Genomic DNA, 23,529 nt, shown 5'->3' on the forward strand with positions numbered 1-23,529 from the left:
CTCAGTACAGGTGAGGTGGCATGACGGAGCAGTTCGACGTCGTCGTCGTCGGCAGTGGCGCCGCCGGGATGACCGCCGCCTTGGCCGCGGCTCACCACGGTCTCAGCGTCGTCGTCCTCGAAAAGGCGGCCTGTTTCGGTGGCTCGACCGCCCGCTCCGGCGGCGGGGTCTGGCTGCCGGGCAACCACGCGCTGCGCGCCGCCGGGATCGACGAGCCCCCCGAGCGGGCCCGCGAGTACCTGGCCTCGATCGTCGGCGACGTCGTCCCGGCCGTCCGGCGCGACACGTTCCTCGACCACGGGCCCGAGGTGCTGAAGTTCGTCTGCGACCACACGCCGCTGAAGTTCCGGTGGGTCCGCGACTACAGCGACTACCACCCCGAAGCCCCCGGCGGGCGGCCCGGCGGCCGCTCGGTCGAGCCGATGGCCTTCGACGGCAAGCTGCTCGGCGCCGAACTGGCCCACCTCGAACCGCCGTACAGCGCTCCCCCGCTCGGGGTACCGATCACCCAGGCCGACTACCGCTGGCTGAGCCTCCTCGCGCGGCACCCGCGCGGGAGCGTCCGGCTGCTGTCGCTGGGGCTGCAGTGGCTCGCCGGAAAGCTGCGCGGACAGCGGCCGCTCAGCATGGGGCAAGCGCTTGCGGCCGGGCTGCGGGTGGGCCTGGCCGACGCCGGTGTCGAGGTCCGGCTGAACACGCCGCTGGTCGACCTGCGGCTCGAAGGCGACCGCGTCACCGGCGTCGTCACCCCGGACGGGGTCGTCGGGGCCCGGCGCGGGGTGATCCTCGCCAGCGGCGGGTTCGAGCAGAACCTCGAGATGCGCGAGAAGTACCAGCGCGCGCCGATCGGCGTCGACTGGACCGTCGGCGCGGCCGCCAACACCGGCGACGGCATCACCGCCGGCATCCAGCTCGGCGCGGCGCTCGACCTGATGGACGACGCCTGGTGGGGTCCGACGCTGCCGCTCACCGGCGGGCCGTGGTTCGCCCTGGCCGAGCGGTCGCGGCCGCGCTGCATCATGGTCGACGCGCGCGGGCAGCGGTTCGTCAACGAGTCGGCGCCCTACGTCGAGGCCGTGCACGCGATGTACGGCGAGGGCGACGGGCCCGGCGAGCACATCCCGACCTGGCTGGTGTTCGACCAGCGCTACAAGGACCGGTACATGTTCACCGGCATCGGGCCGCGCCAGCCGCTGCCCGGCCGCTGGTTCAAGGCCGGGATCGCGGCGAAGTCGTCGACGCTGGCGGGGCTGGCGCAGAAGATCGAGGTGCCGGCCGACGCGCTCGAAGCGACCGTCCAGCGGTTCAACGGCTTCGCGCGCAAGGGCGTCGACGAGGACTTCCACCGCGGGGTCAGCAAGTACGACCACTACTACGGCGATCCGCGCAACAAACCCAACCCCAGCCTCGGCCCGCTCGACAAAGCGCCGTACTACGCGGTCAAGATCGTGCCGGGCGACCTGGGCACCAAGGGCGGTCTGCGCACCGACGAACACGCGCGCGTGCTGCGCGAGGACGGCTCGGTGGTGCCCGGTCTGTACGCCGCGGGCAACGTCAGCGCGGCCGTGATGGGCCGGACCTACGCCGGGCCGGGCGCGACCATCGGGCCGGCCATGGTGTTCGGCTACCTTGCGGCGACGCGGCTGGCGAACGAAGATCAGGGCACCACGGGAGGCGAACGATGACGCAGGAGTCCGTACGCACGATCTACGCCGGCGAGCCGCCGACCAGGTTCGCCCGCGGCTGGCACTGCCTCGGCCTGGCCGAGCGATTCCGCGACGGGAAACCCCACGCGGTCACGGCGTTCGGCACGAAACTCGTCGTGTTCGCCGACTCGAAGGGCGGGCTGAACGTCCTCGACGGGTACTGCCGGCACATGGGCGGCGACCTCACCCAGGGCAGCGTCAAGGGCGACGAGGTCGCCTGCCCGTTCCACGACTGGCGCTGGAACGGCAAGGGCAAGTGCGTCTCGATCCCCTACGCCAAGCGGGTTCCGCTGCGCGCGCGGACGCGGGCCTGGACGACAGTGGAGCAGAACGGCCAGCTGATGGTCTGGCACGACCCGGAAGGCAACCCGCCGCCCGAAGAGCTGGCCATCCCGCGGATCGAGGCCGCCTACAGCGACGAGTGGAGCAACTGGACCTGGGACGAGATCTTCATCGACGGCTCCAACTGCCGGGAGATCATCGACAACGTCGTCGACATGGCCCACTTCTTCTACATCCACTACGCCTACCCGACGTACTTCAAGAACGTCTTCGAGGGCCACATCGCCACGCAGTACCTCAACACCAAGGGCCGCCCGGACATGGGCATGGCCTCGAACTACGGCGGCGAGGACAACCTGCTGCGCTCGGAGGCGTCGTACTTCGGGCCGTCCTACATGATCAACAAGCTGGTGAACTCGTTCCAGGGCTACGAAATCGAGAGCGTGCTCATCAACTGCCACTACCCCGTGACGCCGACGTCGTTCGTGCTGCAGTACGGCATGAAGGTCAAGAAGCAGCACGGGCTCACCGACGAGCACGCGGACAAGATCGCCGCGAAGCTGGCCCGCGGGATCGGCGCCGGGTTCCTGCAGGACGTCGAGATCTGGAAGCACAAGACGCAGATCGACAACCCGCTGCTGTGCGAAGAGGACGGTCCGGTCTACCAGCTTCGCCGCTGGTACCAGCAGTTCTACGTCGACGCCGCCGACGTCACCGAGGACATGACCCGGCGCTTCGAGTTCGAAGTGGACACCACGAAGGCGAACGAGGCGTGGGCGGCCGAGGTGGCGGAGAACCTGGCGCGGCAGAAGACCGAGGCGGAAGTGTGACCACCGCCGAACAGACCGAGTTCCTGACCGGCGGGCTGCGGCCGCACGAGTGCCGCAGCTGCGGGACGTGCGTGCTGGTCAAGAAGAACAGCATCCAGCACACGAGCATCCAGTGGACGTCCCGGCCCGCCGACACCTGCCCGGTGTTCGCCGACGCGGACGGCCCGTCGGCGCTGCTCGACACGTGCCCGAAGCTGGCCGACAGCATCGGCGACGCGGTGCGGGAGGGCTCGCTGGCGGTGGCCGATGGCTGAGCGGGTCTACACGCTGACGGTCGCCGACGTCGTCGTCGAGACGCCGGACGCGCGGTCGGTGGTCTTCGAGATCCCGCCCGAGCACGCTTCGGCTTTCACCTACCGGGCCGGGCAGTTCCTGACGCTGAAGATCCCCAGCGACCGGACCGGTTCGGTGGCGCGGTGCTACTCGCTCTCGAGCGCGCCGCACGAGAACCGCGTGCAGGTGACGGTCAAGCGCACGGACGGCGGGTACGGGTCCAGCTGGGTCTGCTCGTCGCTGGAGCCGGGCATGCAAGTGGACGTGCTCGCGCCGGCTGGCGTGTTCTGCCCGGCTTCGGTGGACGAGGACTTCCTGCTGTTCGCCGGCGGCAGCGGCATCACGCCGGTGATGGCGATCCTGAAAACGGCGCTGGAGACCGGATCCGGCCGGGTCGTGCTGGTCTACGCGAACCGGGACGAGAATTCGGTGATCTTCGCGGGCGAGCTGGCGTCGCTGGCGAAGCGGTACGGCGACCGCCTGGTCGTCGTGCACTGGCTGGAGAGCGTCCAGGGCCTGCCGGACGTCTCGCAGCTGCGCGGGCTGGCATCGGCGTACACCTCGCACGAGGCTTTCCTGTGCGGGCCGGCGCCGTTCATGGCGGCCGTGCGGGAGGCGCTCGGGCAGCTCGGGGTGCCCCGGGACCGGGTGCACGTCGAGAAGTTCACGTCGCTCACCGGGAACCCGTTCGAGGACGCCCCCGCCGAGGAGGCCCCGGAGTCGGACGCTGCACCGGCGTCGCTGACGGTTTCCCTGGACGGTTCGACGCGGACGATGTCCTGGCCGCGGCAGCGCAAGCTCCTCGACCACCTGCTGGACGCCGGGATGGACGCGCCCTACTCGTGTCGCGAGGGACAATGCAGCGCGTGCGCGTGCCGGGTCGTCTCGGGCGAGGTGAAGATGCTGCACAACGAGGTCCTCGACGCCGAGGACATGGCGGACGGCATCGTGCTGGCCTGCCAGTCGCTCCCGGTCACCGACGACGTCTCGATCAGCTACGAATAGGAGCCCGCGTGCCCATCAACCCCGACGTCGCGATCGGCGCCGAGATCGGCGAGGTGAGCTTCGCCTGGACGTCGTCGGACGTGCTGCTGTACCACCTGGCGCTGGGTGCGGGGCCCGACGAGCTGCGCTACACCTACGAGCAGGACCTGGTGGTGCTGCCGACGTTCGCGACGGTCGCGGCCAACCTGCGCGTGTTCGACCCGCCGGCGGTGTCGTTCCCCGGCGTGGAGATCGATCTGGCGAAGGTGCTGCACGGCAAGCAGGAGATCACCCTGCACGGGCCGATCCCGGCGTCGGGCAAGGCGGTGGCGAAGTCGCGGATCGCGGACGTGTACGACAAGGGCAAGGCCGCCGTGGTGATCCAGGAGGTCTCGGTCACGTCGTCGTCGGGTGATCCACTGTGGACGGCCCGGTCGAGCATCTTCGCCCGCGGCGAAGGCGGGTTCGGCGGCTCGCGGGGCCCGTCGGACCGCGTCGAGTGGCCATCGCGCGACCCGGACTTCGTCTTCGAGACGCCGACGCTGCCGCAGCAGGCGCTGCTGTACCGGCTGTGCGGCGACCGCAACCCGCTGCACGCGGATCCCGCGTTCGCCCGGGCGGCGGGCTTCGACCGGCCGATCCTGCACGGGCTGTGCACGTACGGCATCGTCGCGCGGGTGCTGGTGAACGAGTTCCTCGACGGCGACCCGGCCCGCGTGGCGTCGTTCGCGGCGAAGTTCGCCGGCGTGGTCTTCCCCGGCGAGACGCTGCGGATCCGGGTGTGGCGCGAGGACGGCCGGCTGCTGGTGACGACGTCGGCGGCCGACCGGGACGACGCCCCGGTGCTGGCGGACACGGTGCTGTCCACGCTCTGAACCCCGCCCGCGCGCCCGCTACCGTGGAGGGGAGCGACTCGGGAGGACGAACGCGATGCCGGAATACTTCGTGGTGCGGGGAACGGTCGAATCGGGCGACAAACGCGGCCGTGAGCTGGGCTTTCCCACGGCCAACATCGCACTGAGCGACCAGGACGGCTCCCTCGGCGACGGCGTGTGGGCGGGCTGGGCCGGCCGCCCCGACGGCACCCGCATCCCGGCCGCGATCTCGGTCGGCCGCCGCCCGACGTACTACGGCGCGGACGGCTACCGCCTGCTGGAGGCCCACCTGCTGGACTTCAGCGGCGACCTCTACGGCGAGACGCTGGTGGTGTGGCTGGGGTCGCACCTGCGGGACCAGGAGAAGTACTCCTCGGCGGAGGACCTGATCACGGCGCTGAAGAACGACATCGCGACGGCGACGCAGTGGACGCTCGCGCACCCGGCCGCTTCGCTGCCGGAACCGGGCGAAAGCCCCCTGGGCGAAGTCCGCCGGCTTACGACCTGACCCGCGCTCGGTGTCTTGAATGAGTCATTCAGGACCTCCGGTGACCTGAATGACTCATTCAAGACCTCCGAGCGGGGCGGCGAGCCGCGGCGACACCGATCCGACAGCGCGGAATCGGGGCGAGCGCGGCGGGCGCAGAGGGGAAGGCGCCCGGGCGAGGTCCGCCGCCTCACGAGCTGAAGAGGACGTCAGAGGGCCGAGGCGAGGAGCAGGTAGCCCATCCCGGCACCCATCGCCGCCCGGCAGAGGGCGCGGGACGCCTGGCCGGCGCCCGCCGTCAACGCCGTGCCGCGGAGCACCACGACTCCCGTGCGGGCCGCGTCGACCACGAAATACCCCGCCGCCGCCACCGCGAGCAGCGGCAGAGCCAGCCGGGAGTCCATTGTGGACATCGTCAGCCACGGGCCGTGCGCGCCCGCGTGGGGCATCGCCGTCACCATGTAGAACATCGCCGCCGCCGAGAGGGCGTGGTGGGCGCCGGAGCGGCCCCGCCACCAGGCCAGCGTGAACCAGCCCGCCGTCAGCACCAGCACCGCCTGCCAGCCCGCCGCCGGGATGGGGCCGCCGACCGGGGAGACCATCGCCACCATCGCCACCACCAGCAGCAGCTCGGCCAGGTCGCCGTGGCGGACGCCGTCGCCCAGCCGCGCGTAGTCGAGGCGGACCAGCCGCAGCACGCACGGCAGCGCCAGCGCCGCGAACACGGCCGTCAGCGCCCAGTCGACGACCATCGCCAGTCGGCCTCACTCTCCGTCGCGGGTGGTGCCTCCACCGTGACACCCGCGACGGCCGCGCACCAGCCGTCAATGAGGTGACGCCTCAGTCACCCGTCAGGACGAGCCCGCTCGTCGGCACGCCGGTCCCCGCCGTGACCAGCACCCGGGCCGCGCCGGCGACCTGGTTGACCGCCGTGCCGCGGATCTGCCGCACACCCTCCGCGATGCCGTTCATGCCGTGGATGTAGGCCTCGCCGAGCTGCCCGCCGTGCGGGTTGAGCGGCAGCGAGCCGTCGAGCTCCAGCGCGCCGCCGGCGATGAAGTCCTTCGCCTCGCCGCGGCCGCAGAACCCGAGCTCCTCCAGCTGCATCAGGACGTACGGAGTGAAGTGGTCGTACAGCACCGCGACGTCCACATCGGACGGTCCGAGCCCGGACTGGCCCCACAGCTGCCGCCCGACCACCCCCATCTCGGGCAGCGCGGCCAGGTCGTCGCGGTAGTAGCTGGTCATCACGTACTGGTCCGGCCCGCTCCCCTGCGCCGCCGCGGCGATCACCGCCGGCGCCTGAGCGAGATCCCGCGCCCGTTCCACGCTGGTCACGACCAGCGCGACACCGCCGTCGCTCTCCTGGCAGCAGTCGAGCAGGTGCAGCGGCTCGGCCACCCAGCGCGACGCCTGGTGCTCCTCGAGGGTGATCGGCCGTTCGTGGAACCACGCGTTCGGGTTGGTCGCCGCGTGCTTGCGGTCGAGCACCGCGACGCGGCCGAAGTCTTCGCTCGTCGCGCCGTAGTCGTGCAGGTACCGCCGCGCCACCATCGCCACGGTCGCCGCCGGGGTCGCGATCCCCATCGGGTAGTGGAACGCGTTGTCCACCCCGGACGAGTTCACCTGCCCGGCCGCGGCCGAGGACACCTGGCCGAACCGCATCCCCGAGCGCTCGTTGAACGCCCGGTACGCGACGACGACGTCCGCGACACCGGTCGCCACCGCCATCGCGGCCTGCTGCACGGTCGCCGCCGCCGCGCCACCGCCGTAGTGAATGCGGCTGAAGAACTTCAGCTCGGGGATGCCGAGTTCCCGCGCCACCGCGATTTCCGCGTTGCCATCCATGGTGAACGACACCAATCCGTCCACATCGGACGGCGACAGCCCGGCGTCAGCGAGGGCGTGGGAGACGCATTCGGCCGCCAGCCGCAGCTCGCTGCGCCCGGAGTCCTTCGAAAACTCCGTCGCGCCGATCCCGGCGATGGCCGCTTTTCCCGAGAGCGTCACGGCAACGTCACCTCCACGGTCCCGGCGACGTGCTCACCGAGACTGTCCACTCCGGACACCAACACGACGACGTCGTTGCCGTCGGCGGACACCACGCGGCCGGTGAAGGTCAAGGTGTCATAGGCGTAGCAGGGCACGCCGAGCCGGATCTTGACCGACCGGATGAGTGCCTCCGGCCCGGCCCAGTCCGAGACGAACCGCTGCACCAGGCCGGTGTCGGTGAGGATGTTGAGGAAGATGTCCTTCGAGCCGCGCGCCACCGCCGCGTCCCGGTCGTGGTGCACGTCCTGGAAGTCGCGGGTCGCCAGCGCCGTGCTGACGATGAACGTCGGGGTCGCCTCGATCGTCAGCGGCGGCAGTTCGGTCCCTTCGGCGACGGTCATCGGGCCACCTTCCACGCGGGCAGGGTCAGGTCGTCGTCGACCCGGACGAACGCGGCGGTCACCGGGAGTCCGATGTGGACTTCCTCCGGTGTCGCGTCCAAGAGCTCGGCCATCACCCGGACCCCTTCTTCCAGCTCCACCAGCGCCACGACGAACGGGAGGTCCTTGCCCGGCACGGGCGGGTGGTGGTGCACGACGTAGGAGAACACCGTGCCGCGGCCGCTCGCGACGACGTAGTCCGGCTTGGTGTCCAGCGCGCCGTCCGGCGGCATCGGGCCGGGCGGGTGCCGCAGCGTCTCGCCCCAGCGCTGGATGCGCAGTTCGCCCTGGCGGAGACCTTCCCAGAAGAACTCGGTGTCGCGACTGATCACCGGCCGCAGCACCGGCGCGGGCGGCGGCTTCGGCGCGGGGGGCGCGAACTTCAGCACCCGGAACATCATCTCCGCGACGGCTTCGCCCTCGACGTACCAGGTCATCCGCGTGGTGACGAACCAGCCCTCGCCGAGTGCCGTCCTTTTCGGACCGACGACGCTCTCCAGTTTCGTCCGCGCCTCGACCTGCTCGCCCGGCCGCAGGTAGCGGTGGTAGGTCTGCTCGGAGTTCGTGGCGACGACGGAGGTGAACCCGGCGTCATCGAGGAGTTCCATCATCAGGCCGAGCGGGTCGTCGCCCGCGCGCGGGACGTCGAGCCCGCCCATCGTCCACACCTGCGCCATGGCCGGCGGTGCGACGAGTCCTTTGTGCACACTGCGTGCGGCGAACTCCGGGTCGGTGTAGACGGGGTTGGTGTCCCCGATCGCTTCGACCCAGTTGTTCACCATGGCCTGGTTCACGGGGTCGCGCGCGAGACGCGGTGCGCACTCCCCGCGCGCGGCGATCTCCCGCGCCGTTTCTTCGATGGTCATCGCGGCACCCTCGGCAGGCCCAGGCCGATCGAAGCGATCAGCTCCCGTTGGATTTCGCTGACGCCGCCCCCGAACGTCAGCACGATGTTGCGCTTGGCGCAGACGTCCAGCCATTCGGCCAGCTCGGCGGTGTCCGGGTCGGCCGGATCGCCGTGGCGGGCGACGAGCTCTTCGAGGTTCCGGCCGATCCGCTGGATCACCTCGGAGCTGAACACCTTGGTCGCCGACGCGTCGCCGACCCCGACCGGCGCGGTCGCCGAAGAGACCGCGACCTGCCAGTTCAGCAGCTCGTTGACCCGCGTCACCGCCATCGCTTCGGCCAGCACGGCCCGCACGTCGGCCAGGTCGAGCAGGCCGTGGGCGGCAGCCCAGGCGCGCACGCGGTCGTACAGGCCGCCGACGCGCCCGGCCGGCCCGAGCATCACGCGCTCGTGGTTGAGCTGCGTCGTGATCAGCCGCCAGCCCTCGTTTTCCTTGCCCACCAAGCGGTTCACCGGCACGCGGACGTCCGAATAGTACGTCGCGTTGACGTGGTGGGCGCCGTCGCAGGTGATGATCGGCGTCCACGAATAGCCTGGGTCACTGGTGTCCATGATGAGAATCGAGATGCCCTTGTGCCGCGGCGCGTCGGGCGCGGTCCGGACGGCGAGCCAGATGTAGTCGGCGTCGTGGCCGCCGGTGGTGAAGATCTTCTGGCCGTTGACGACGTACTCGTCGCCGTCGCGAACCGCCGTCGTCCGCAGCGCCGCGAGGTCGGTGCCCGCCTCCGGTTCGGTGTAGCCGATCGCGAAGTGGATCTCCCCGGCCAGGATCTTGGGCAGGAAGAAGGACTTCTGCTCCTCGGTGCCGAACTGCTGCAGCGTCGGCCCGACGGTCTGCAGCGTCACCGACGGCAGCTGGACGTCGGCGCGCGCGGCCTCGTCGACGAACAGGTGCTGCTCGATCTCGCCGAAGCCCTGCCCGCCGAACTCCTTCGGCCAGCCGACGCCGAGCCGGCCGTCCCGGCCCATCCGGCGGACGATCTCGCGGAACACCGGCCCGTGCCGTTCGCGCCGCATTTCCCGGCGTTCTCCGGGGCTGATGAGCCCGGCGAAGTACTCCCGGAGCTCCGCGCGCAGGTCCTTCTGCGCCGCGGTCAGTTCGACGTGCATCCGCCTCACCCCGCCACTCGTTCGCCGAGCCTGCCGAGCCGGTGCGCGGCGCCGCCGAGCGCCCGGCCGAGATCCTTGACCGCCGACGAATACCGGTGCAGCGGGTACGTTTCGTCGACGCCGACGCCGCCGTGCAGGTGGTGGCAGGTCGCGAGCGCCTTCGGGGCTTCCTCGGCGAGCCAGTAGGCGGCGACGTCCAGTTCGGCGTCCGCGTCGAGCCCGGAAGCCAGCCGCCACACCGCGGACGTCACGGCGAGGTGCACGGTCCGCGCGGCGACGTAGACGTCGGCGATCTGGCCCGCCACGGCCTGGAAGGTCGCCAGCGGCCGGCCGAACTGGGTGCGTTCGCCGACGTGCTTGACGGTGAGCGCGAGCGCGCCGGCCAGCAGCCCGTCGCCCAGCGCGAGCGCGCCGGCCACGGCGAACCGGTGCAGCGCCGCGACCGCACCCCGGTCGAAGAGGAGGTCGGTCTCTTCGACGGCGACGTCGTCGAGCCGCACGGTGCACTCCGGCGTCCCGGCCGAGTTCCGCGTGGGGACGAGCGTGACGCCGTCGGCGTGCGGGTCGACCAGGTAGACCGCGGTGCCGTGCGGAGTGGTCACCGGGGTGAGGATCCGGCTGGCTTCGGCGGCGTACGGGACGGCGGTCTTCACGCCGCTGAGCAGCCACTTCCCGTTAGCCGCGCGCGCGGAGGCGGCGGGCTCGGCGGTCAACGGCGCGGATGGCTCGTGCAGCGCCGCGGTGAGCAGCGCTTCCCCGGCCGCGACCGGCGGCAGGAACTCCGCGCGCTGGGCGGGCGTACCGAGCGTCTCGACCGGCAGGACGCCCAGTGCCAGCGCGGCGTACGCGGGCACCGGCGCGGCGGCGCGGCCGGCCTCGGTCAGGACCTGCGCGACTTCGGCGACGCCCAGGCCGTCGCCGTCGAGGTCCGCGGGCAGCGCGAGCGCCAGCAGGCCCGCGTCGGCGAGCGCGCGCCACGGATCGTCTCCCGCGCCGAGCACTTTCGCGGCGAGAGCGGCGATCTCGCTCTGCGTATCGTCAAGGGTGAAGTCCACGCCCGACCTCCGGCTCGGCGCAATACTGAAACATGTTCTAGTCTTAACCGGAAACAACCGGCGCGGCAACCCCGGAGGAGGAGTCGGATGGCGGCGACGCGGCGGCTGATCACCGTGCCGCCGACGGCCGGCGTGCCCGACCCGGTCCCCCTCGACCTGCCCGGCCGCGGGCGGACGGTCGTCACCGACGTCGGCCCGCGCGACGCGCCGGCGCTCCTGCTGCTGCATTCCGTGGCGTGCACCGGCCTGCTGACCTGGTACCCGGCCCTGGCCGGGCTCGCGCGGGACCATCGCGTCGTCGTGTTCGACCAGCGGTGGCACGGCCGGGGCATCCGCTCGCCGGAGTTCCGGCTCGCCGACTGCGCCGGGGACGTGCCCGCGGTGGCGGACGCGCTGGGCATCGAGCGGTTCGCCCTCGCGGGGTACTCGATGGGCGGGATGGTCGCCCAGCTGGTCGCCCGCGCCGAGCCAGAACGTGTTACCGGTTTGGTGCTGTGTTCGACCGCGAGCACCTTCCGCCGCGGGCTGCGGCAGCGCGTCGCGCTCGACGTCTTCGGCCGGACGGTGCGACAGCTGCGCGAGCGCGTGAAGCTGCCCGTCGCACCCGCGGCGCCGCTGCGGCGCGTCGAGGATCACCGGTGGGGGCTGCGGGAGTTCCGGTCGACCCGGCCGTGGGAGATCGCGGTCGCCGTCGACGAGATCGGCCGGTTCGACTCGACGCCGTGGCTCCACACGTTGCGACTGCCGGCGGCGGTCGTCGTGACCGCGCGGGACCGCTTCATCGCGCCCGACCACCAGCGTTCCCTGGCCCGCCGCATCCCGGGCGCGGCGACCTACGAGGTCGACGCCGGGCACGCGGCCTGCGTCCTGGCCGCCGACCGGTGGGTGCCCGCCCTGCTCGCCGCCGTCCACTCCCTCTGAGGAAGGAACCCACGATGGGACGCTTCAGCCTGCCGGAGCAGAAACCCGACGGCCTGGACTCGCCGGTGACGGCGAAGGTCATGAAGTACGGCGCGAAGGCCCAGGTCGCGGTCTTCCGGCTGACCGGCGGCCGGATCGGCAGCACCTGGCGGGTCGGGGCCGGGTTCCGCAAGCCGGTGCCGACGCTGCTGCTGGAGCACCGGGGCCGCAAGTCCGGGCGCCGGTTCACCACGCCGCTGCTGTACCTGCGCTCCGGCGAGGACGTCGTCATCGTCGCTTCGCAGGGCGGGCTGCCGCGGCATCCGCAGTGGTACTTCAACCTACGGGCGCACCCCGAGACGCGCATCCACCTGAAGGGCCGCCGGGACGTCCCGGTGACGGCTCGCGTCGCGGGGCCGGAGGAGCGCGCCGAACTGTGGCCACGGCTGGTCGAGCTGTACGCGGACTTCGCGAAGTACCAGGCGTGGACCGAGCGGGAGATCCCGGTCGTGGTGCTCAGCCCGCGGCTTTGAGCAGCTGGTCGAGGGCCTCCGGCAGCGCGTCGGCCAGCGGCCAGAGGTCCTTGACCAGCTCGCGCGCGCCCAGCAGGCCGACGTGCACCTTGCCCGCGTTGGACAGCACGGTGACGTTCAGGCCCGCGCCGTGGAAGACCGGCCCGAGCGGGTAGAAGCCGGTGACGAGCGCACCGAGGAAGTACAGCGGCATCGGCGGGCCGGGCACGTTCGAGACGACCAGGTTGTGCACCACCGGGTGCTTTTCGGCCAGGCGCAGCGCCGAATACGCGCGGACGGCGAGGCCGAACGCCGTCGCGCCCGAGAACTGCGCCCAGTCCTGCAGCATGTCGGCGTCGATGTCGTAGTGGTGGTCCTTCGAGAGCCGGTTGGCCTCGGCGAGGAAGAACACGCGCGCGGCCGGGTCGGCCAGGTGCGTCGGCAGCGAGGCGAAGAACGCCGAAACCTTGTTGCTGCCGTGCTCGCGCTCGGTCCGGTCGTGGACGGAGACCGGGACGGTCGCGACCAGCGGGTCGTCCGGCAGTTCGCCGCGCGCGCCGAGGAACTCGCGCAGCGCCCCGGCGACGAGCGCGAGGACGACGTCGTTCACCGTGACCCCGAAGGCGTTCTTGACCTCCTTGATCCGGTCGAGGTCCAGCTGGGCGAACGCGACGCTGCGGTGCCCGGTGATCGTGCCGTTCAGCGAAGTCCGCGGCGCGGTGAACGGGACCGGCATCCCCTTGCCCTGCAACGCTTTGCCGACCCAGCGCGGCACCAGTTCCAGCAGGTCGGGCAGCAGCCGCACGACTTCGGCGGGGCGTTTCACGACGGTCTCGACACCCGAGCGCAGCAGGTCCAGCGCCGACGGCACGCCCGGGTTGCCGGGCTGCTCGATCACCGGTGCGGGCGCGTCGGGCTCCAGCCCGGAGAGGTAGGTGATCAGGCTGGCGCCGCTCACCCCGTCGACGCTGGCGTGGTGCATCTTCAGCAGCACGGCGATCTGGCCGTCGGCCAGGCCTTCGATGACGTAGAGCTGCCACAGCGGCCGCGCGCGGTCGAGCTGCTGCCCGGCGATGTGCGCGCACAGCTCCGCCAGCTCGGTGCGGTCGCCGGGCGCGGGCACGCCGATGCGGTGCACGTGGTGGTCGAGGTCGAAGTCCTCGTCTTCGATCCACACGGGATGGCCGAGGTTCCACAGCGGATTGTGCAGTTTGCGGCGGAATGCCGGGATCAGCCGGACCCGTTCGTCGAGCTTTTCCTTGAGCTTCGCGAAGGTGTAGCCACCGGGGACGGTCGAGCCGTCGAGGGTGAGCAGCCCGCAGACGTGCAGGACCTGGGACGGCGTCTCGAGGTACAGGAAGCTCGCGTCGAGGCCGCTCAGTCTCTGCATGCCCGCCAGGGTAAGCCACTTCCGAGGAGCGGCGCGTCACCCTACTCACCGGTATCATCGCGCTGGTGCAGCCGAACTTCCTGATCCGCCGTGCGATCCAGCTCGGCCTGACGGCGAACGCGCTCCGCCCGCTGCGGGCCCGCTCGACGACCATCCCGGTGTTCTTCGCCGGGTGGCTGACCGGCGAGCTGGCGCCCCAGCTGCTGGCCCTGACCGCGGCCGACACCGCGGTCCACCTGGCCCGCCACGGCGTGCGTGACCGCTCGACGCAGGCGGGCCTGGCCATGGCCGCGGCGTCGGCCGCCGGCCTGGGCGCGCTGATCCGCACCGGCCACGGCGCCCGCGACGAGATCGAGGGCGCGCTGACTTCGGCGCTCGGCGAGGACTACGCGGCCGAGCTGGGCCGCTCCGACCTCGGCCTGCCGTGGAGCGAGCTGGCGCTGCCGTTCCGGATGGGCGCCCCGGACGTCCGGGTGGATCGCAACATCGCTTACGCCCCAGGCGGCAAGCGCTTCTTGCTGGACGTCTACCGGCCCGCTTCGCCGGTGTCCGGCGCGCCGGTGCTGCTGCAGGTCCACGGCGGCGCGTGGGTGATCGGCAACAAGGAGGAGCAGGGCCGCCCGCTGATGCGCTACCTCGCCCGCCGCGGCTGGGTGTGCGTGGCGATCAACTACCCACTCTCCCCTGCCCACCGCTGGCCGGCCCACATCGTGGCGGCGAAGCAGTCGCTGGCGTGGATCCGTTCGCAGATCACGTCGTACGGCGGCGACCCCCGTTTCGTCGCGGTGACCGGCGGTTCCGCGGGCGGCCACCTGTCGGCGCTGCTGGCGTTGTCGCAGAACGATCCGGCGCTGCAGCCGGAGTTCGAGGACGCGGACACGAGCGTCCAGGCCTGCGTCCCGCACTACGGCGTGTACGACTTCGCGGCCACTTCGGGCTCCCGGGCCAGCAAGTACCGGCTGGAGAGCCTGATCGCGCGCCGGGTGTTCGCGGCGGACCGGGACCCGGTCAACCACCTGGACGACTACATCGCGGCCTCACCGCTGGACCGGATCAGTTCGGACGCCCCGCCGTTCTTCGTGATCCACGGCCGCGACGATTCCCTGGTCCCGGTCCGCGAGGCGCGGGAGTTCGTGCGGCGGTTGCGGGAGAAGTCCCGGCAGCCGGTGGCGTACGCGGAACTGGCGGGGCGCAGCACGCGTTCGACGTGTTCACGTCGGTGCGGAGCGCGCACGTGGTCCGCGGCGTCGGGCGGTTCCTGGACCACACGTACAACACCTGGAAAGCATCGAACCGGTAGCCGGTCAGTAGGCGAGGTCCACCGGGCTCGCCGAGGGCGGGCCGTCCAAGCGCCACTCCGTTCCGGAGCGGGTGAAGCGGTACCAGCGGGCGTCGCGGCCGTAGCGCAGCTGCAAGCCGCCCTGGGTGAGGCGGTTGCGCCAGATCTTCGGCCGGCCCGGGAGGCCCGCTTCGGCCAGGATCGCTTGCGCCTCCGCCAGGGGGCCGGGGCCGGGTTGCCAGGTGTCGCGCAGGGCCGCCAGGCCGCCGCGGCCGGCTTCGCGCCAGGCTTCGGCCCAGCGGGCCAGGTCGCGGGCTGGTACGCCCGCCGCCGCGGCGAGGGTGGTGATTTCCGGGGCGGTGCGGGCGGCCGCGCGGCGGGCCAAGTCCTCTTCGAACGTCAGCTCGGCCGCCGTCACGCCACCGATCAGGAGGTCGCGGGCCAGGGAAGCCGCGTCCGCCGCGAGTGCCGACAGGCCGGCCGCCGTCCAGCCGGTGGCCGGCGGCGGGTCGAGGTCCAGGACCGCAGGGGGTCCGGCGACGCGCGGCGGGGGCGGCAGGTCCGGGATCGGGCCCGGGCGCCGGGTGTAGGCCGCTCGCGGCGTCAGGCCTTCGTCCACCTTCTTCGGCAGTTTCGGCTTGTCCGCGCGGGCCGGCGACCGGCGGGCACGCAGCTCGGCCAGGACGTCCGCCCGCGGGCGGCCGCGCAGCAGGAACAGCGTGAACGGGTCGCGGTCCACCTCGTCGGCGACCAGGTAGTACACCGCGGCGACGTGCTTGCACGGGTTCGCCGAGTCCGGGCACGAGCACCGCGGCCGCAGGTCGCCGGGCCCCGGCAGGAGGTCGGCGCCCGCCTCGCGGGCCTGCTCGGCGAGCGCGCCGGGCAGCTCGCCGTCGAGCAGCGCCGCCGCGTGCCCGAGCTGCGTGCCGACCACGCCGAGCAGGGTGTCCCACTCGCCGCCGGTGAAGGTGCGCATGGTGATGGTGACTTTGTACGGCTGCGGCCGGCTGCCGCGCACCCGCGCCGTCATCTCCCCGGCACCGAAGTGCAGCTCGGTGACCGTGCCCTGGCGCGCGTACGTGCGGCCGCGGGGCAGCCGGTTCGGATCGAGCTTCGCCCGCTGCTCCAGCGCGTCGACCCAGGCGCGGCCCCACCAGGTGGTGCCGAAGTTCCGCCGCGGCGGCATCACCCGCTCCCGAGCCGGACCAGGTCGGCGAGCGCGTCGTCGGACAGTTCGGTGATCCAGTCCTCCCCCGCGCCGACGATCGACTCGGCCAGCCCGCGCTTCTTCTCGAGCACCTCGGCGATCCGCTCCTCGAGGGTGCCTTCGGCGATCAGCCGGTGCACCTGGACGGGCCGGTCCTGCCCGATGCGGTAGGCGCGGTCGGTGGCCTGGTCTTCGACCGCGGGGTTCCACCAGCGGTCGTAGTGGATGACGTGGGTGGCGCGGGTCAGGTTGAGCCCGACCCCGCCCGCCTTCAGCGAAAGCAGGAACACGGGGATCTCGCCGGCCTGGAACCGGTCGACCATGTCCTGCCGCTTCGCCGGCGAGCTGTCCCCCGAGAGGACTTCGGTGGGCAGGCCGCGGTCCTTGAGGCGGCGTTCGAGCAGGCGGCAGAGCTGGACGTACTGGCTGAAGACGAGGACGCTCTCGCCTTCGTCGAGGATGACGTCCAGGAGTTCTTCGAAGGCGGCGAGCTTGCCGGACCGGCCGGTGAGCGCGCCGTGCGGTTCTTTGAGGAACTGCGCCGGGTGGTTGCAGATCTGCTTGAGTTCGGTGAGCAGCTGGAGCACTTGCCCGCGCCGCTTGATGCCTTGCGACTCCCGGATTTCGGCGAGGTTCTCGCGCACGACGGCTTCGTACAGCGTGGTCTGCTCGGCGGTGAGCGGGACGAACCGGTCGGTCTCGGTCTTGGGCGGCAGCTCCGGGGCGATGTCGGGATCGGTTTTGCGGCGCCGCAGGAGGAACGGCCGGACGGTGGCGGCGAGCCGTTCGGTGACCTCCTTGTCGCGGTCGCGTTCGATCGGCTTCGCGACGGTGCGGCGGAAGCGGTCGAGCGGGCCGAGCAGCCCAGGGGTCGTCCAGTCCACAATGGACCATAGTTCGGTGAGGCGGTTTTCGACTGGGGTGCCGGTCAGGGCGACTTTCGCTCGCGCGGGAACCTTGCGGAGTTCCTTGGCGGTGGCCGACAGCGGGTTCTTGACGTGCTGCGCCTCGTCGGCGGCGACCAGGCCCCAGTCCACTTCGGACAGCGTTTCGCGGTCGCGGCGGAGGACACCGTAGGTGGCGAGGACGACTTCGTCGGGGGCGAGGTCGTCGAGGTGGCGGCTGCCGCCGTGGAACCGGCGGACCGGGATTTCGGGGGCGAAGCGGGCGAACTCGCGCTCCCAGTTGCCGAGGAGCGAGGTGGGGCAGAGAACGAGGGTGGGGCCACCGGCAGCGGGAGATTCACCGTCGGCGAGCGCGAGTTCCGCCACCGGCCGCGGGGCAGACCGGGCAAGGTCGCGCCGATGCAGGTGCAGGGCGATCAGCTGGATCGTCTTCCCCAGCCCCATGTCGTCGGCCAGGCACGCACCCAGCCCCAGCTCCGTCATCGTGGCCAGCCAGGACAGGCCCGCCTGCTGGTACGGCCGCAGCGTCGCCTGCAGCCCCGGTGGCGCCGGGATCTCGACGCCCGCCCGGTCGCGGATGCGGGCAGCCAGGCCGCCCAGCACCGGGGGCGCCGCGAACTCGACGCGCTCGCCGTCCAGTTCCAGCTCGCCCGTCAGGGCCGCCGCCAGTGCCTCGCCCGCCTCCAGTTTGCGGGTGCGGCCGCGGACGCGCGCGAGCAACTGCGGGTCTACCCGCACCCACTGCCCGCGCAGCCGGACCAGCGGGCGCTTCGCCTCGGCGAGCGCGGTCACCTCCGCCTCCGTCAGCTGCTCGCCGCCCAGGCTGAGCTGCCAGCGGAACTCCAGGAGGCTGCGCAGCGCGAACTCCGGGCCGGCCACGCTCGCCGGGGCCTGGGTCGCACTCGCCTTCGCCTTCACCTCGCCCGCGAACAGCCCCTTCGACCAGAGCACCTCGATCCCCGCGCCGCCCAGCTCGCGGGCGCCGTCGGTGAGCAGGTCGACGACCTCTTCGTCGGACAGGACCAGCGAGGACGGCGCGGGCTCGGCCAGCACCTTGCCCAGCGGCGCCCACGCCCGTGCGCCGCGGCGCAAGCCGAGCAGCAGCTGGGTTTCGACCTGGTCGCCGAGGCGGTTCAGGACCGCGTCCGGGGCGTCCCAGAGCGTGGCCGCCTCCACCACCAGGCTCGGCTCGGCCATGCTGCGGACCGCCAGCACCCCGGCGAACGTGTCGTCGTCCAAGCCCTCGACGCGCAGCAGCACCTGCACGCCCCGCGGCTCGCGGGCCTCCAGCTCGGCCAGCCAGGCCGCGCCGTCCGGGCCCAGCAGCGCCGGTTCGCGGGCCGCGAACGCCGGGTCGCCGGCGCCGACCGGGGCGGCCGGGCTGCGGACCAGCAGGTCGGCCGTCGCGTCCCAAAGGGCGCGGACCAGGGAATCCGGCGAGTGCAGCCGGATGCGTTTCAGCCCGGTCAGCGGCAGCGCGTACGCCTCCGGTGGCAACGCGCCGGCGAGCCCGCGCAGCAGCTCCTCGTCCGCGGCGTCGAGCGGGCCGATCCGCCACGCCGCCGCCCCGGCCGGGGACACCGCGGGGCGCAGCCGTCCCCGAGCGACGAGGTTCACCCCCGCGTTGACCGCGGCCGACCACGCCGCCACGGCCGGGCTGGCCTCCTCCCCCACCGCCAGGAGCCGGGGCAGCGCGCGCTCCAGCGGCACCAGCTCCGCGTCGACCTTCGTCCGCGCGAACTTGGCGCCCCGGGGCAGGACGAGCTCGATCGTGGTCCCGCCGGCCACGTCGTCGCCCCACAGGGCCAGCACGCCTTCCCGCGGGGGATCCGCGGGAAGGTAGGTGGCTTGGGTGTCTGCGCTGAACTCCACGACCGCAACGCTAGAACACGCCACCGACACTTTCGGGCCGGGCGGCACGAACGGTCCTTTCGCGCCGCCCGATCGGTCAGCGCGGCAGGCCGAGAAGCCGTTCGGCCGTCAGCGAAAGCAGCACCTGGGTGGTCCCGCCGGCGATCGACAGGCACCGCGTCAGCAGGAACTCGCGCTGCGCCGCCCCCTCCGCCAGCAGCGCCCCGGCCCCGGCCAGCTCGACGGCGAACTCGGCCACGTCCTGCCGGTGCCGCACCCCGAGCAGCTTCCGCACGCTCGACCCGGCACCGGGATCCTGCCCCTCGAGCCGCCGCAACGCCGCCCGCAGGTCCAGCACCGACCCCGCGACCCCGTCCGCCACCAGGGAACCGAGCCGGTCGAGCGCGACGTCGTCGAGCGCCGAAGCATCCACTGTGGACACCAGCGTCTGCACGCTCTCCCCCACCGCGGACCCGCTCCCGAGGGCCACCCGCTCGTTCGCCAGCGTCGTGCGCGCGAGCCGCCAACCACCATCCGGCGGGCCGACCACGTCCGAGTCCGGGACGAACACGTCGTCCAGGAACACCTCGTTGAACACGGCCTCGCCGGTGATCTCGCGCAACGGCCGCGTCGTGATGCCCTCGGCGCGCATGTCGACCAGGAAGTACGTGATGCCCTTGTGCTTGGGCGCGTCCGGGTCGGTGCGGGCCAGGCAGATCCCCCAGTCGGCTTCGCGGGCGAGCGACGTCCACACCTTCTGGCCGGTCAGCCGCCACCCGCCGTCGACGCGCCGGGCCGCCGTCCGCAGCGCGGCCAGGTCGGAGCCCGCGCCGGGCTCGCTGAACAGCTGGCACCACGTGAGCTCACCCCGGAGGGTGGGCCGGGCGAACCGGTCACGCTGCTCGTCATTGCCGTGTTCGAGGATCGTCGGCACCGCCCAGGCGCCGATCACCAGGTCCGGCCGTCGGACGCCGGCTTCGGCGAGCGCGCTGTCGATGCGCAGTTGCTCCGCGGCGTCCGCACCCCGGCCGTAGGGCGCGGGCCAGTGCGGAGTCAGCAGCCCGGCGTCGGCCAGCGCGACCCGCTGCTCGCCCGCGGGCAGCGCCGCGATCCGCGCCACCTCCTCGCGCAGGGCGGGATCGTCGCCGACGTCGATGTCCAGGGTGCGCTCGGACCCCTCCAGCGCCAGCGACGCCGCCCGCCGCCGCCACTTCCCGGCGCCGCCGAGCCACTGCCGCAGCGCGACCGCGCGGCGCAGGTACAGGTGCGCGTCGTGCTCCCAGGTGAACCCGATCCCGCCGAGGACCTGGACGCAGTCCTTCGCGTTGGCGACGGCGGCGTCGAGGGCGACGACGGCCGCGCTCGCCACCGACAGCGGGTGCTGCCCGGACGCCGCGTCCCAGGCCAGCGCTTCGGCCGCTTCGGCGCGGCAGAGCATCTCGGCGCAGAGGTGCTTGACCGCCTGGAACGCGCCGATCGGCTTGCCGAACTGCTCGCGGACCTTGGCGTACTCGACGGCGACGGTCAGGCACCGCCGCGCCACCCCGGCCGCTTCGGCCGCGGCCAGCGTCGCCGCGAGGGGCCCGACCGGTGGCAGGGTGAGGACGTCGGCGCGGACGCCGGAGAAGCGGACGCGCGCGAGCGCACGCGAGAAGTCGAACGGGGCCAGCGGTTCGACCGTGACACCCGGCGTGCCTGGCGCGAGCAGCACGTGCCCGCCGCCGGCGGGCACCAGGAGCCACGTCCCGGCGTCGACGCCGGGCACCGGGCCGGTGACACCGTCGTCGAGCGACGGCGCGTCCAGCAGCACGGCGAGCGTCGCCTCCCCCTCGGCCAGCGCGGGGAGCAGTTCCTTGGCGGCGGGGACCCCGGCGAGCAGGAGGCCGCCGAGCGCGGTGCCGAGCAGCGGGCCCGGAACCAGTTCTTCGGCCGCGGCGGCGAGGCCGGCGGCCAGATCGGCGATACTGCCGTCGGCGCCGCCCGCCTCCCCGGGCAACGCGACCCCGAGCAGGCCGAGCTCGGCGAACCCGGCGGGAAGCCCGGCCCCGGTTTCGGCCGCGCGCACCCCCTCCCGCGGGTGGTGCGCCGCGGACCAGGCGTGGATCGCCTCGGCCAGCGCGGCCTGTTCGTCGGTGAGCGCGACCGGCATCGGGCCTCCTCGCGGGACGGGACACTACTCGCGAGTGTAGAACGTGTTACAGTTTTTCGGCCAGTGGGTCGATTGTTGAACGTTTCGCCAGGACAGGTACGCTATGCGATGAAGTGGAACAAGTTCCGACGGACGGGGGAACTCCGATGCCCGGCAAGACCAAGGCGCGTGGCAACGGCCTGAGCGCGATCGGCGCTGACGAGCTCGGCTCGGCCGCCCAGCGCGACCGGCGCCGCCGGATCATCGACGCGACCCTCGCCCTGGCCTCGAAGGGCGGCTACGACGCCGTCCAGATGCGGGCCGTCGCCGAGAAGGCGGACGTCGCGCTCGGCACGCTGTACCGGTACTTCCCGTCGAAGATCCACCTGCTCGTCTCCGGGCTGGCGCGCGAATTCGAGCGCGCGCAGGAGAAGCTCGAGCGGCAGGCCATCCCGGGCGAGACGCCCGCCGAGCGGCTGATGTTCGTGCTCGGCCGCAACACCCGCCTGATGCAGCGCGACCCGCACCTGACCGAAGCCATGGTGCGGGCCTTCATGTTCGCCGACACGTCCGCGGCCGCCGAGGTCGAGCAGGTCGGGCTGCTGATGGAGAACATGTTCGCCAAGGCGATGGGCATCGACGAGCCCACCGAGGCCGACCGGGACATCTTCCACGTCGTCGCCGACGTCTGGATGGCGAACCTGGTGGCCTGGGTGACCCGCCGCGCCTCGGCGGCCGACGTCGCGAACCGCCTCGAGCTGTCGGTCCACCTGCTGCTGGACAAGTAGCCACGCCTCACCGGTGCGCGGCGGCCACCTCCGCCAGCTCGTCGAGCGCCTTGAGCGTCTCCGCTTCCGGCATCGTGTCGAGCAGGAACGTGTACCGCTCGACGCCGGCCTCGCGGAAGCCGTCGATCACCTTCGGGATCGTCGGTCCGCCGAAGACCGCGAACTGGACGTCTTCCCGGCCCTGCTCGGCCAGCCAGCCGCGGACGCGCTGCGCCTCCTGGTACTTCGTGTAGCCCCGGAGCAGCCAGCCGTCGCCGTACTTGGCGAGCCGGTTCAGCGCCGCCTCGCTCTCGCCGCCGATGTAGATCGGGACGTGCGGCTTCTGCACCGGCTTCGGCCAGCTGAAGATCGGGTCGAGGTCGACGTGCTCGCCGTGGAACTCGGCTTCGTCCTTCGTCCAGATCTCCTTGAGCGCGGCCAGCTGCTCGTCCATGAGCGCGCCGCGGGTCTTCGGGTCGGTGCCGTGGTTGCGCATCTCCTCGCGGTTCCAGCCCACGCCGACGCCGAACAGCGCGCGCCCGTCGGAGAGCAGGTCCAGCGACGCGACCTCCTTCGCGGTGTGGATCAGGTCACGCTGGATCAGCAGCGCGATCCCGGTGCCGAGCAGCAGCTCCGACGTCGCCGTGGCCGCGGCGGTGAGCGCCAGGAACGGGTCGAGGGTGCGGTAGTACACGCGCGGCAGCTCGCCCCCGCCGGGGTAAGGGGTTTCCCGGCTCACGGGGATGTGCGAGTGCTCGGCCAGGAACAGCGAGTCGAAGCCGCGCTCCTCCAGCGCCGCACCCAGCACGTCGGGGCGGATGCCCTCGTCGGTCACGAACGTCGAGATCCCGAATTTCATGCTCCAGGAGTACCACCGCCTTGACACGGGGTGCACGATGGAATCATCTCATCACACGTTGAATAAGGGGGCTGTCATGGACGTACAGGACATCGACTTCGAGGAGCTTTACCAGGGCTCGACGCCGATGGGCCGGAAGATGCCCTGGGACCTCGGCGCGCCGCAGCCCGCGGTCGTCGAGCTGGCCGACGCCGGCGAGTTCCGCGGCGACGTGCTCGACATCGGCTGCGGCCTCGGCGACAACTCCGCGTTCCTCGCCTCACGCGGCTTGCACGTGACCGGGCTGGACGGCGCCCGGTCGGCGATCGAGCAGGCCCGCGCCCGTGCCGCCGAGAAGGGCCTCGACATCGAGTTCGCCGTCGCCGACGCGACGAAGCTCGAAGGGTACGAAGGCCGGTTCGACACGGTTCTCGACAGCGCGCTGTACCACTGCTTGAGCGAGGAGCAGCGGCACCGGTACCTCGCGGCGCTGACCCGCGCGACCCGCCCGGGCGCGACGCTGCACCTGTTCTGCTTCTCGCCGGAGATCCCCGAGGCGTTCCCGGCGCCGTACCTGATCAGCGAGGCCAACCTGCGGGGGACGGTCGGGAAGGACTGGACGATCGAGCTGCTCGAGCCACGGCTGTACACGACGTCCATGACCCCGGAGGAGCTGCGGCAGAGCGTCCGGGTGGTGCTGGACGCGGACCCGGCCGGGCTGACGTCGCTGGAGACCGACACAGACGGGCGCGTGCTGGTCCCGGTCTGGCAGCTGAAGGCGGTCCGTCCGGCCGGGTGATCGGGGCGCGCA

21 protein-coding genes and 1 pseudogene are annotated in these 23,529 nt (G+C 72.3%); 11 read left to right on the forward strand and 11 right to left on the reverse strand.

Annotated features, from left to right (window positions below; genetic code table 11):
* Positions 1–20 precede the first annotated feature (20 nt).
* The 6 genes from kstD to H4696_RS20780 are packed head-to-tail and all read left to right on the forward strand — an operon-like array spanning position 21 to position 5,458.
* Positions 21–1,685 carry a 3-oxosteroid 1-dehydrogenase gene (kstD, locus tag H4696_RS20755; RefSeq protein WP_086857479.1) on the forward strand — a complete coding sequence of 555 codons (1,665 nt, stop codon included), beginning with the start codon at positions 21–23 and terminating at the stop codon, positions 1,683–1,685.
* Positions 1,682–2,818 (forward strand): 3-ketosteroid-9-alpha-monooxygenase, oxygenase component, encoded by a 1,137-nt coding sequence (locus H4696_RS20760; protein ID WP_086857478.1) that lies wholly within the window; start codon positions 1,682–1,684, stop codon positions 2,816–2,818. Before kstD ends, H4696_RS20760 begins: the two co-directional genes overlap by 4 nt.
* Positions 2,815–3,072 carry a hypothetical protein gene (locus H4696_RS20765; protein ID WP_086857477.1) on the forward strand — a complete coding sequence of 86 codons (258 nt, stop codon included), beginning with the start codon at positions 2,815–2,817 and terminating at the stop codon, positions 3,070–3,072. Before H4696_RS20760 ends, H4696_RS20765 begins: the two co-directional genes overlap by 4 nt.
* On the forward strand, positions 3,065–4,096 hold the full coding sequence (locus H4696_RS20770; protein ID WP_086857476.1) for a ferredoxin--NADP reductase: 1,032 nt from the start codon (positions 3,065–3,067) through the stop codon (positions 4,094–4,096). The genes H4696_RS20765 and H4696_RS20770 overlap by 8 nt, the downstream gene beginning before the upstream one ends.
* Positions 4,097–4,104: 8 nt before the next feature.
* Complete coding sequence (locus tag H4696_RS20775; protein WP_086857475.1) at positions 4,105–4,950, forward strand: MaoC/PaaZ C-terminal domain-containing protein; 846 nt, start codon at positions 4,105–4,107, stop codon at positions 4,948–4,950.
* 55 nt (positions 4,951–5,005) lie between these two features.
* On the forward strand, positions 5,006–5,458 hold the full coding sequence (locus H4696_RS20780; RefSeq protein WP_086857474.1) for a riboflavin kinase: 453 nt from the start codon (positions 5,006–5,008) through the stop codon (positions 5,456–5,458).
* A 188-nt stretch (positions 5,459–5,646) separates the two neighbouring features.
* On the opposite strand, the gene H4696_RS20785 is transcribed toward H4696_RS20780, so the two are convergent.
* The 6 genes from H4696_RS20785 to H4696_RS20810 form a co-directional block, all read right to left on the reverse strand.
* A complete protein-coding gene (locus H4696_RS20785) occupies positions 5,647–6,189 on the reverse strand; it encodes a DUF5134 domain-containing protein (RefSeq protein WP_086857473.1) in 543 nt (180 codons plus the stop codon).
* An 88-nt stretch (positions 6,190–6,277) separates the two neighbouring features.
* Positions 6,278–7,447 (reverse strand): lipid-transfer protein, encoded by a 1,170-nt coding sequence (locus H4696_RS20790; protein ID WP_086857472.1) that lies wholly within the window; start codon positions 7,445–7,447, stop codon positions 6,278–6,280.
* Positions 7,444–7,830 (reverse strand): MaoC family dehydratase, encoded by a 387-nt coding sequence (locus H4696_RS20795; protein ID WP_086857471.1) that lies wholly within the window; start codon positions 7,828–7,830, stop codon positions 7,444–7,446. Before H4696_RS20795 ends, H4696_RS20790 begins: the two co-directional genes overlap by 4 nt.
* On the reverse strand, positions 7,827–8,735 hold the full coding sequence (locus tag H4696_RS20800; RefSeq protein ID WP_086857470.1) for a bifunctional MaoC family dehydratase N-terminal/OB-fold nucleic acid binding domain-containing protein: 909 nt from the start codon (positions 8,733–8,735) through the stop codon (positions 7,827–7,829). The genes H4696_RS20795 and H4696_RS20800 overlap by 4 nt, the downstream gene beginning before the upstream one ends.
* The gene (locus H4696_RS20805; protein ID WP_169734879.1) at positions 8,732–9,886 is read right to left on the reverse strand and encodes an acyl-CoA dehydrogenase family protein; all 1,155 of its coding nucleotides are present in this window, start codon (positions 9,884–9,886) and stop codon (positions 8,732–8,734) included. The genes H4696_RS20800 and H4696_RS20805 overlap by 4 nt, the downstream gene beginning before the upstream one ends.
* 5 nt (positions 9,887–9,891) lie before the next feature.
* Complete coding sequence (locus H4696_RS20810; RefSeq protein WP_086857468.1) at positions 9,892–10,941, reverse strand: acyl-CoA dehydrogenase family protein; 1,050 nt, start codon at positions 10,939–10,941, stop codon at positions 9,892–9,894.
* 87 nt (positions 10,942–11,028) lie between these two features.
* Between H4696_RS20810 and H4696_RS20815 the strand changes: the two genes are divergently transcribed.
* Both H4696_RS20815 and H4696_RS20820 read left to right on the forward strand, forming a co-directional pair.
* Positions 11,029–11,862, forward strand: coding sequence for an alpha/beta fold hydrolase (locus H4696_RS20815; protein WP_086857467.1), 834 nt, complete (start codon positions 11,029–11,031; stop codon positions 11,860–11,862).
* A gap of 14 nt (positions 11,863–11,876) precedes the next feature.
* Positions 11,877–12,374, forward strand: a complete 498-nt coding sequence (locus H4696_RS20820) for a nitroreductase family deazaflavin-dependent oxidoreductase (RefSeq protein WP_086857466.1) — start codon at positions 11,877–11,879, stop codon at positions 12,372–12,374.
* On the opposite strand, the gene H4696_RS20825 is transcribed toward H4696_RS20820, so the two are convergent.
* Positions 12,358–13,743, reverse strand: coding sequence for a WS/DGAT/MGAT family O-acyltransferase (locus H4696_RS20825; protein WP_086857465.1), 1,386 nt, complete (start codon positions 13,741–13,743; stop codon positions 12,358–12,360). The two genes, H4696_RS20820 and H4696_RS20825, sit on opposite strands and share 17 nt — an antisense overlap.
* A 65-nt stretch (positions 13,744–13,808) precedes the next feature.
* On the opposite strand from H4696_RS20825, the pseudogene H4696_RS20830 reads away from it, so the two are divergent.
* A pseudogene (locus H4696_RS20830) lies at positions 13,809–15,043 on the forward strand (alpha/beta hydrolase).
* A 4-nt stretch (positions 15,044–15,047) separates the two neighbouring features.
* On the opposite strand, the gene H4696_RS20835 reads toward H4696_RS20830, so the two are convergent.
* The 3 genes from H4696_RS20835 to H4696_RS20845 form a co-directional block, all read right to left on the reverse strand.
* Positions 15,048–16,208: an SWIM zinc finger family protein gene (locus H4696_RS20835; RefSeq protein WP_086857464.1), complete on the reverse strand. Its 1,161-nt coding sequence runs from the start codon at positions 16,206–16,208 to the stop codon at positions 15,048–15,050.
* Positions 16,208–19,006, reverse strand: coding sequence for a DEAD/DEAH box helicase (locus H4696_RS20840; protein ID WP_086857463.1), 2,799 nt, complete (start codon positions 19,004–19,006; stop codon positions 16,208–16,210). The genes H4696_RS20835 and H4696_RS20840 overlap by 1 nt, the downstream gene beginning before the upstream one ends.
* Before the next feature lie 76 nt (positions 19,007–19,082).
* Positions 19,083–21,134, reverse strand: coding sequence for an acyl-CoA dehydrogenase family protein (locus tag H4696_RS20845; RefSeq protein ID WP_086857462.1), 2,052 nt, complete (start codon positions 21,132–21,134; stop codon positions 19,083–19,085).
* A gap of 146 nt (positions 21,135–21,280) precedes the next feature.
* On the opposite strand from H4696_RS20845, the gene kstR reads away from it, so the two are divergent.
* Complete coding sequence (gene kstR / locus H4696_RS20850; protein ID WP_125315661.1) at positions 21,281–21,901, forward strand: cholesterol catabolism transcriptional regulator KstR; 621 nt, start codon at positions 21,281–21,283, stop codon at positions 21,899–21,901.
* Positions 21,902–21,908: 7 nt separating this feature from the next.
* On the opposite strand, the gene H4696_RS20855 is transcribed toward kstR, so the two are convergent.
* Complete coding sequence (locus tag H4696_RS20855; RefSeq protein WP_086861530.1) at positions 21,909–22,739, reverse strand: LLM class F420-dependent oxidoreductase; 831 nt, start codon at positions 22,737–22,739, stop codon at positions 21,909–21,911.
* A 76-nt stretch (positions 22,740–22,815) separates the two neighbouring features.
* Here H4696_RS20855 and H4696_RS20860 point away from each other — a divergent pair, with 76 nt between their 5' ends.
* Entirely contained in the window at positions 22,816–23,517 is a 702-nt protein-coding gene (locus H4696_RS20860) for a class I SAM-dependent methyltransferase (protein ID WP_086861529.1), read from the forward strand.
* The last annotated feature ends 12 nt before the right edge of the window (positions 23,518–23,529 follow it).

Origin of the sequence: Amycolatopsis lexingtonensis, assembly GCF_014873755.1 — a bacterium.
GTDB lineage: Bacteria > Actinomycetota > Actinomycetes > Mycobacteriales > Pseudonocardiaceae > Amycolatopsis > Amycolatopsis lexingtonensis.

Excerpts from the sequence above, each read along its gene's own strand:
- H4696_RS20780 (WP_086857474.1), top strand. The coding sequence starts at position 5,006 with ATGCCGGAATACTTCGTGGTGCGGGGAACGGTCGAATCGGGCGACAAA.
- H4696_RS20785 (WP_086857473.1), bottom strand. The coding sequence starts at position 6,189 with ATGGTCGTCGACTGGGCGCTGACGGCCGTGTTCGCGGCGCTGGCGCTG.
- H4696_RS20820 (WP_086857466.1), top strand. The coding sequence starts at position 11,877 with ATGGGACGCTTCAGCCTGCCGGAGCAGAAACCCGACGGCCTGGACTCG.
- H4696_RS20855 (WP_086861530.1), bottom strand. The coding sequence starts at position 22,739 with ATGAAATTCGGGATCTCGACGTTCGTGACCGACGAGGGCATCCGCCCC.
- H4696_RS20835 (WP_086857464.1), bottom strand. The coding sequence starts at position 16,208 with ATGCCGCCGCGGCGGAACTTCGGCACCACCTGGTGGGGCCGCGCCTGG.
- H4696_RS20800 (WP_086857470.1), bottom strand. The coding sequence starts at position 8,735 with ATGACCATCGAAGAAACGGCGCGGGAGATCGCCGCGCGCGGGGAGTGC.
- H4696_RS20760 (WP_086857478.1), top strand. The coding sequence starts at position 1,682 with ATGACGCAGGAGTCCGTACGCACGATCTACGCCGGCGAGCCGCCGACC.
- H4696_RS20805 (WP_169734879.1), bottom strand. The coding sequence starts at position 9,886 with ATGCACGTCGAACTGACCGCGGCGCAGAAGGACCTGCGCGCGGAGCTC.
- H4696_RS20795 (WP_086857471.1), bottom strand. The coding sequence starts at position 7,830 with ATGACCGTCGCCGAAGGGACCGAACTGCCGCCGCTGACGATCGAGGCG.
- kstD (WP_086857479.1), top strand. The coding sequence starts at position 21 with ATGACGGAGCAGTTCGACGTCGTCGTCGTCGGCAGTGGCGCCGCCGGG.
- H4696_RS20770 (WP_086857476.1), top strand. The coding sequence starts at position 3,065 with ATGGCTGAGCGGGTCTACACGCTGACGGTCGCCGACGTCGTCGTCGAG.
- H4696_RS20845 (WP_086857462.1), bottom strand. The coding sequence starts at position 21,134 with ATGCCGGTCGCGCTCACCGACGAACAGGCCGCGCTGGCCGAGGCGATC.
- H4696_RS20815 (WP_086857467.1), top strand. The coding sequence starts at position 11,029 with ATGGCGGCGACGCGGCGGCTGATCACCGTGCCGCCGACGGCCGGCGTG.
- H4696_RS20860 (WP_086861529.1), top strand. The coding sequence starts at position 22,816 with ATGGACGTACAGGACATCGACTTCGAGGAGCTTTACCAGGGCTCGACG.
- kstR (WP_125315661.1), top strand. The coding sequence starts at position 21,281 with ATGCCCGGCAAGACCAAGGCGCGTGGCAACGGCCTGAGCGCGATCGGC.
- H4696_RS20825 (WP_086857465.1), bottom strand. The coding sequence starts at position 13,743 with ATGCAGAGACTGAGCGGCCTCGACGCGAGCTTCCTGTACCTCGAGACG.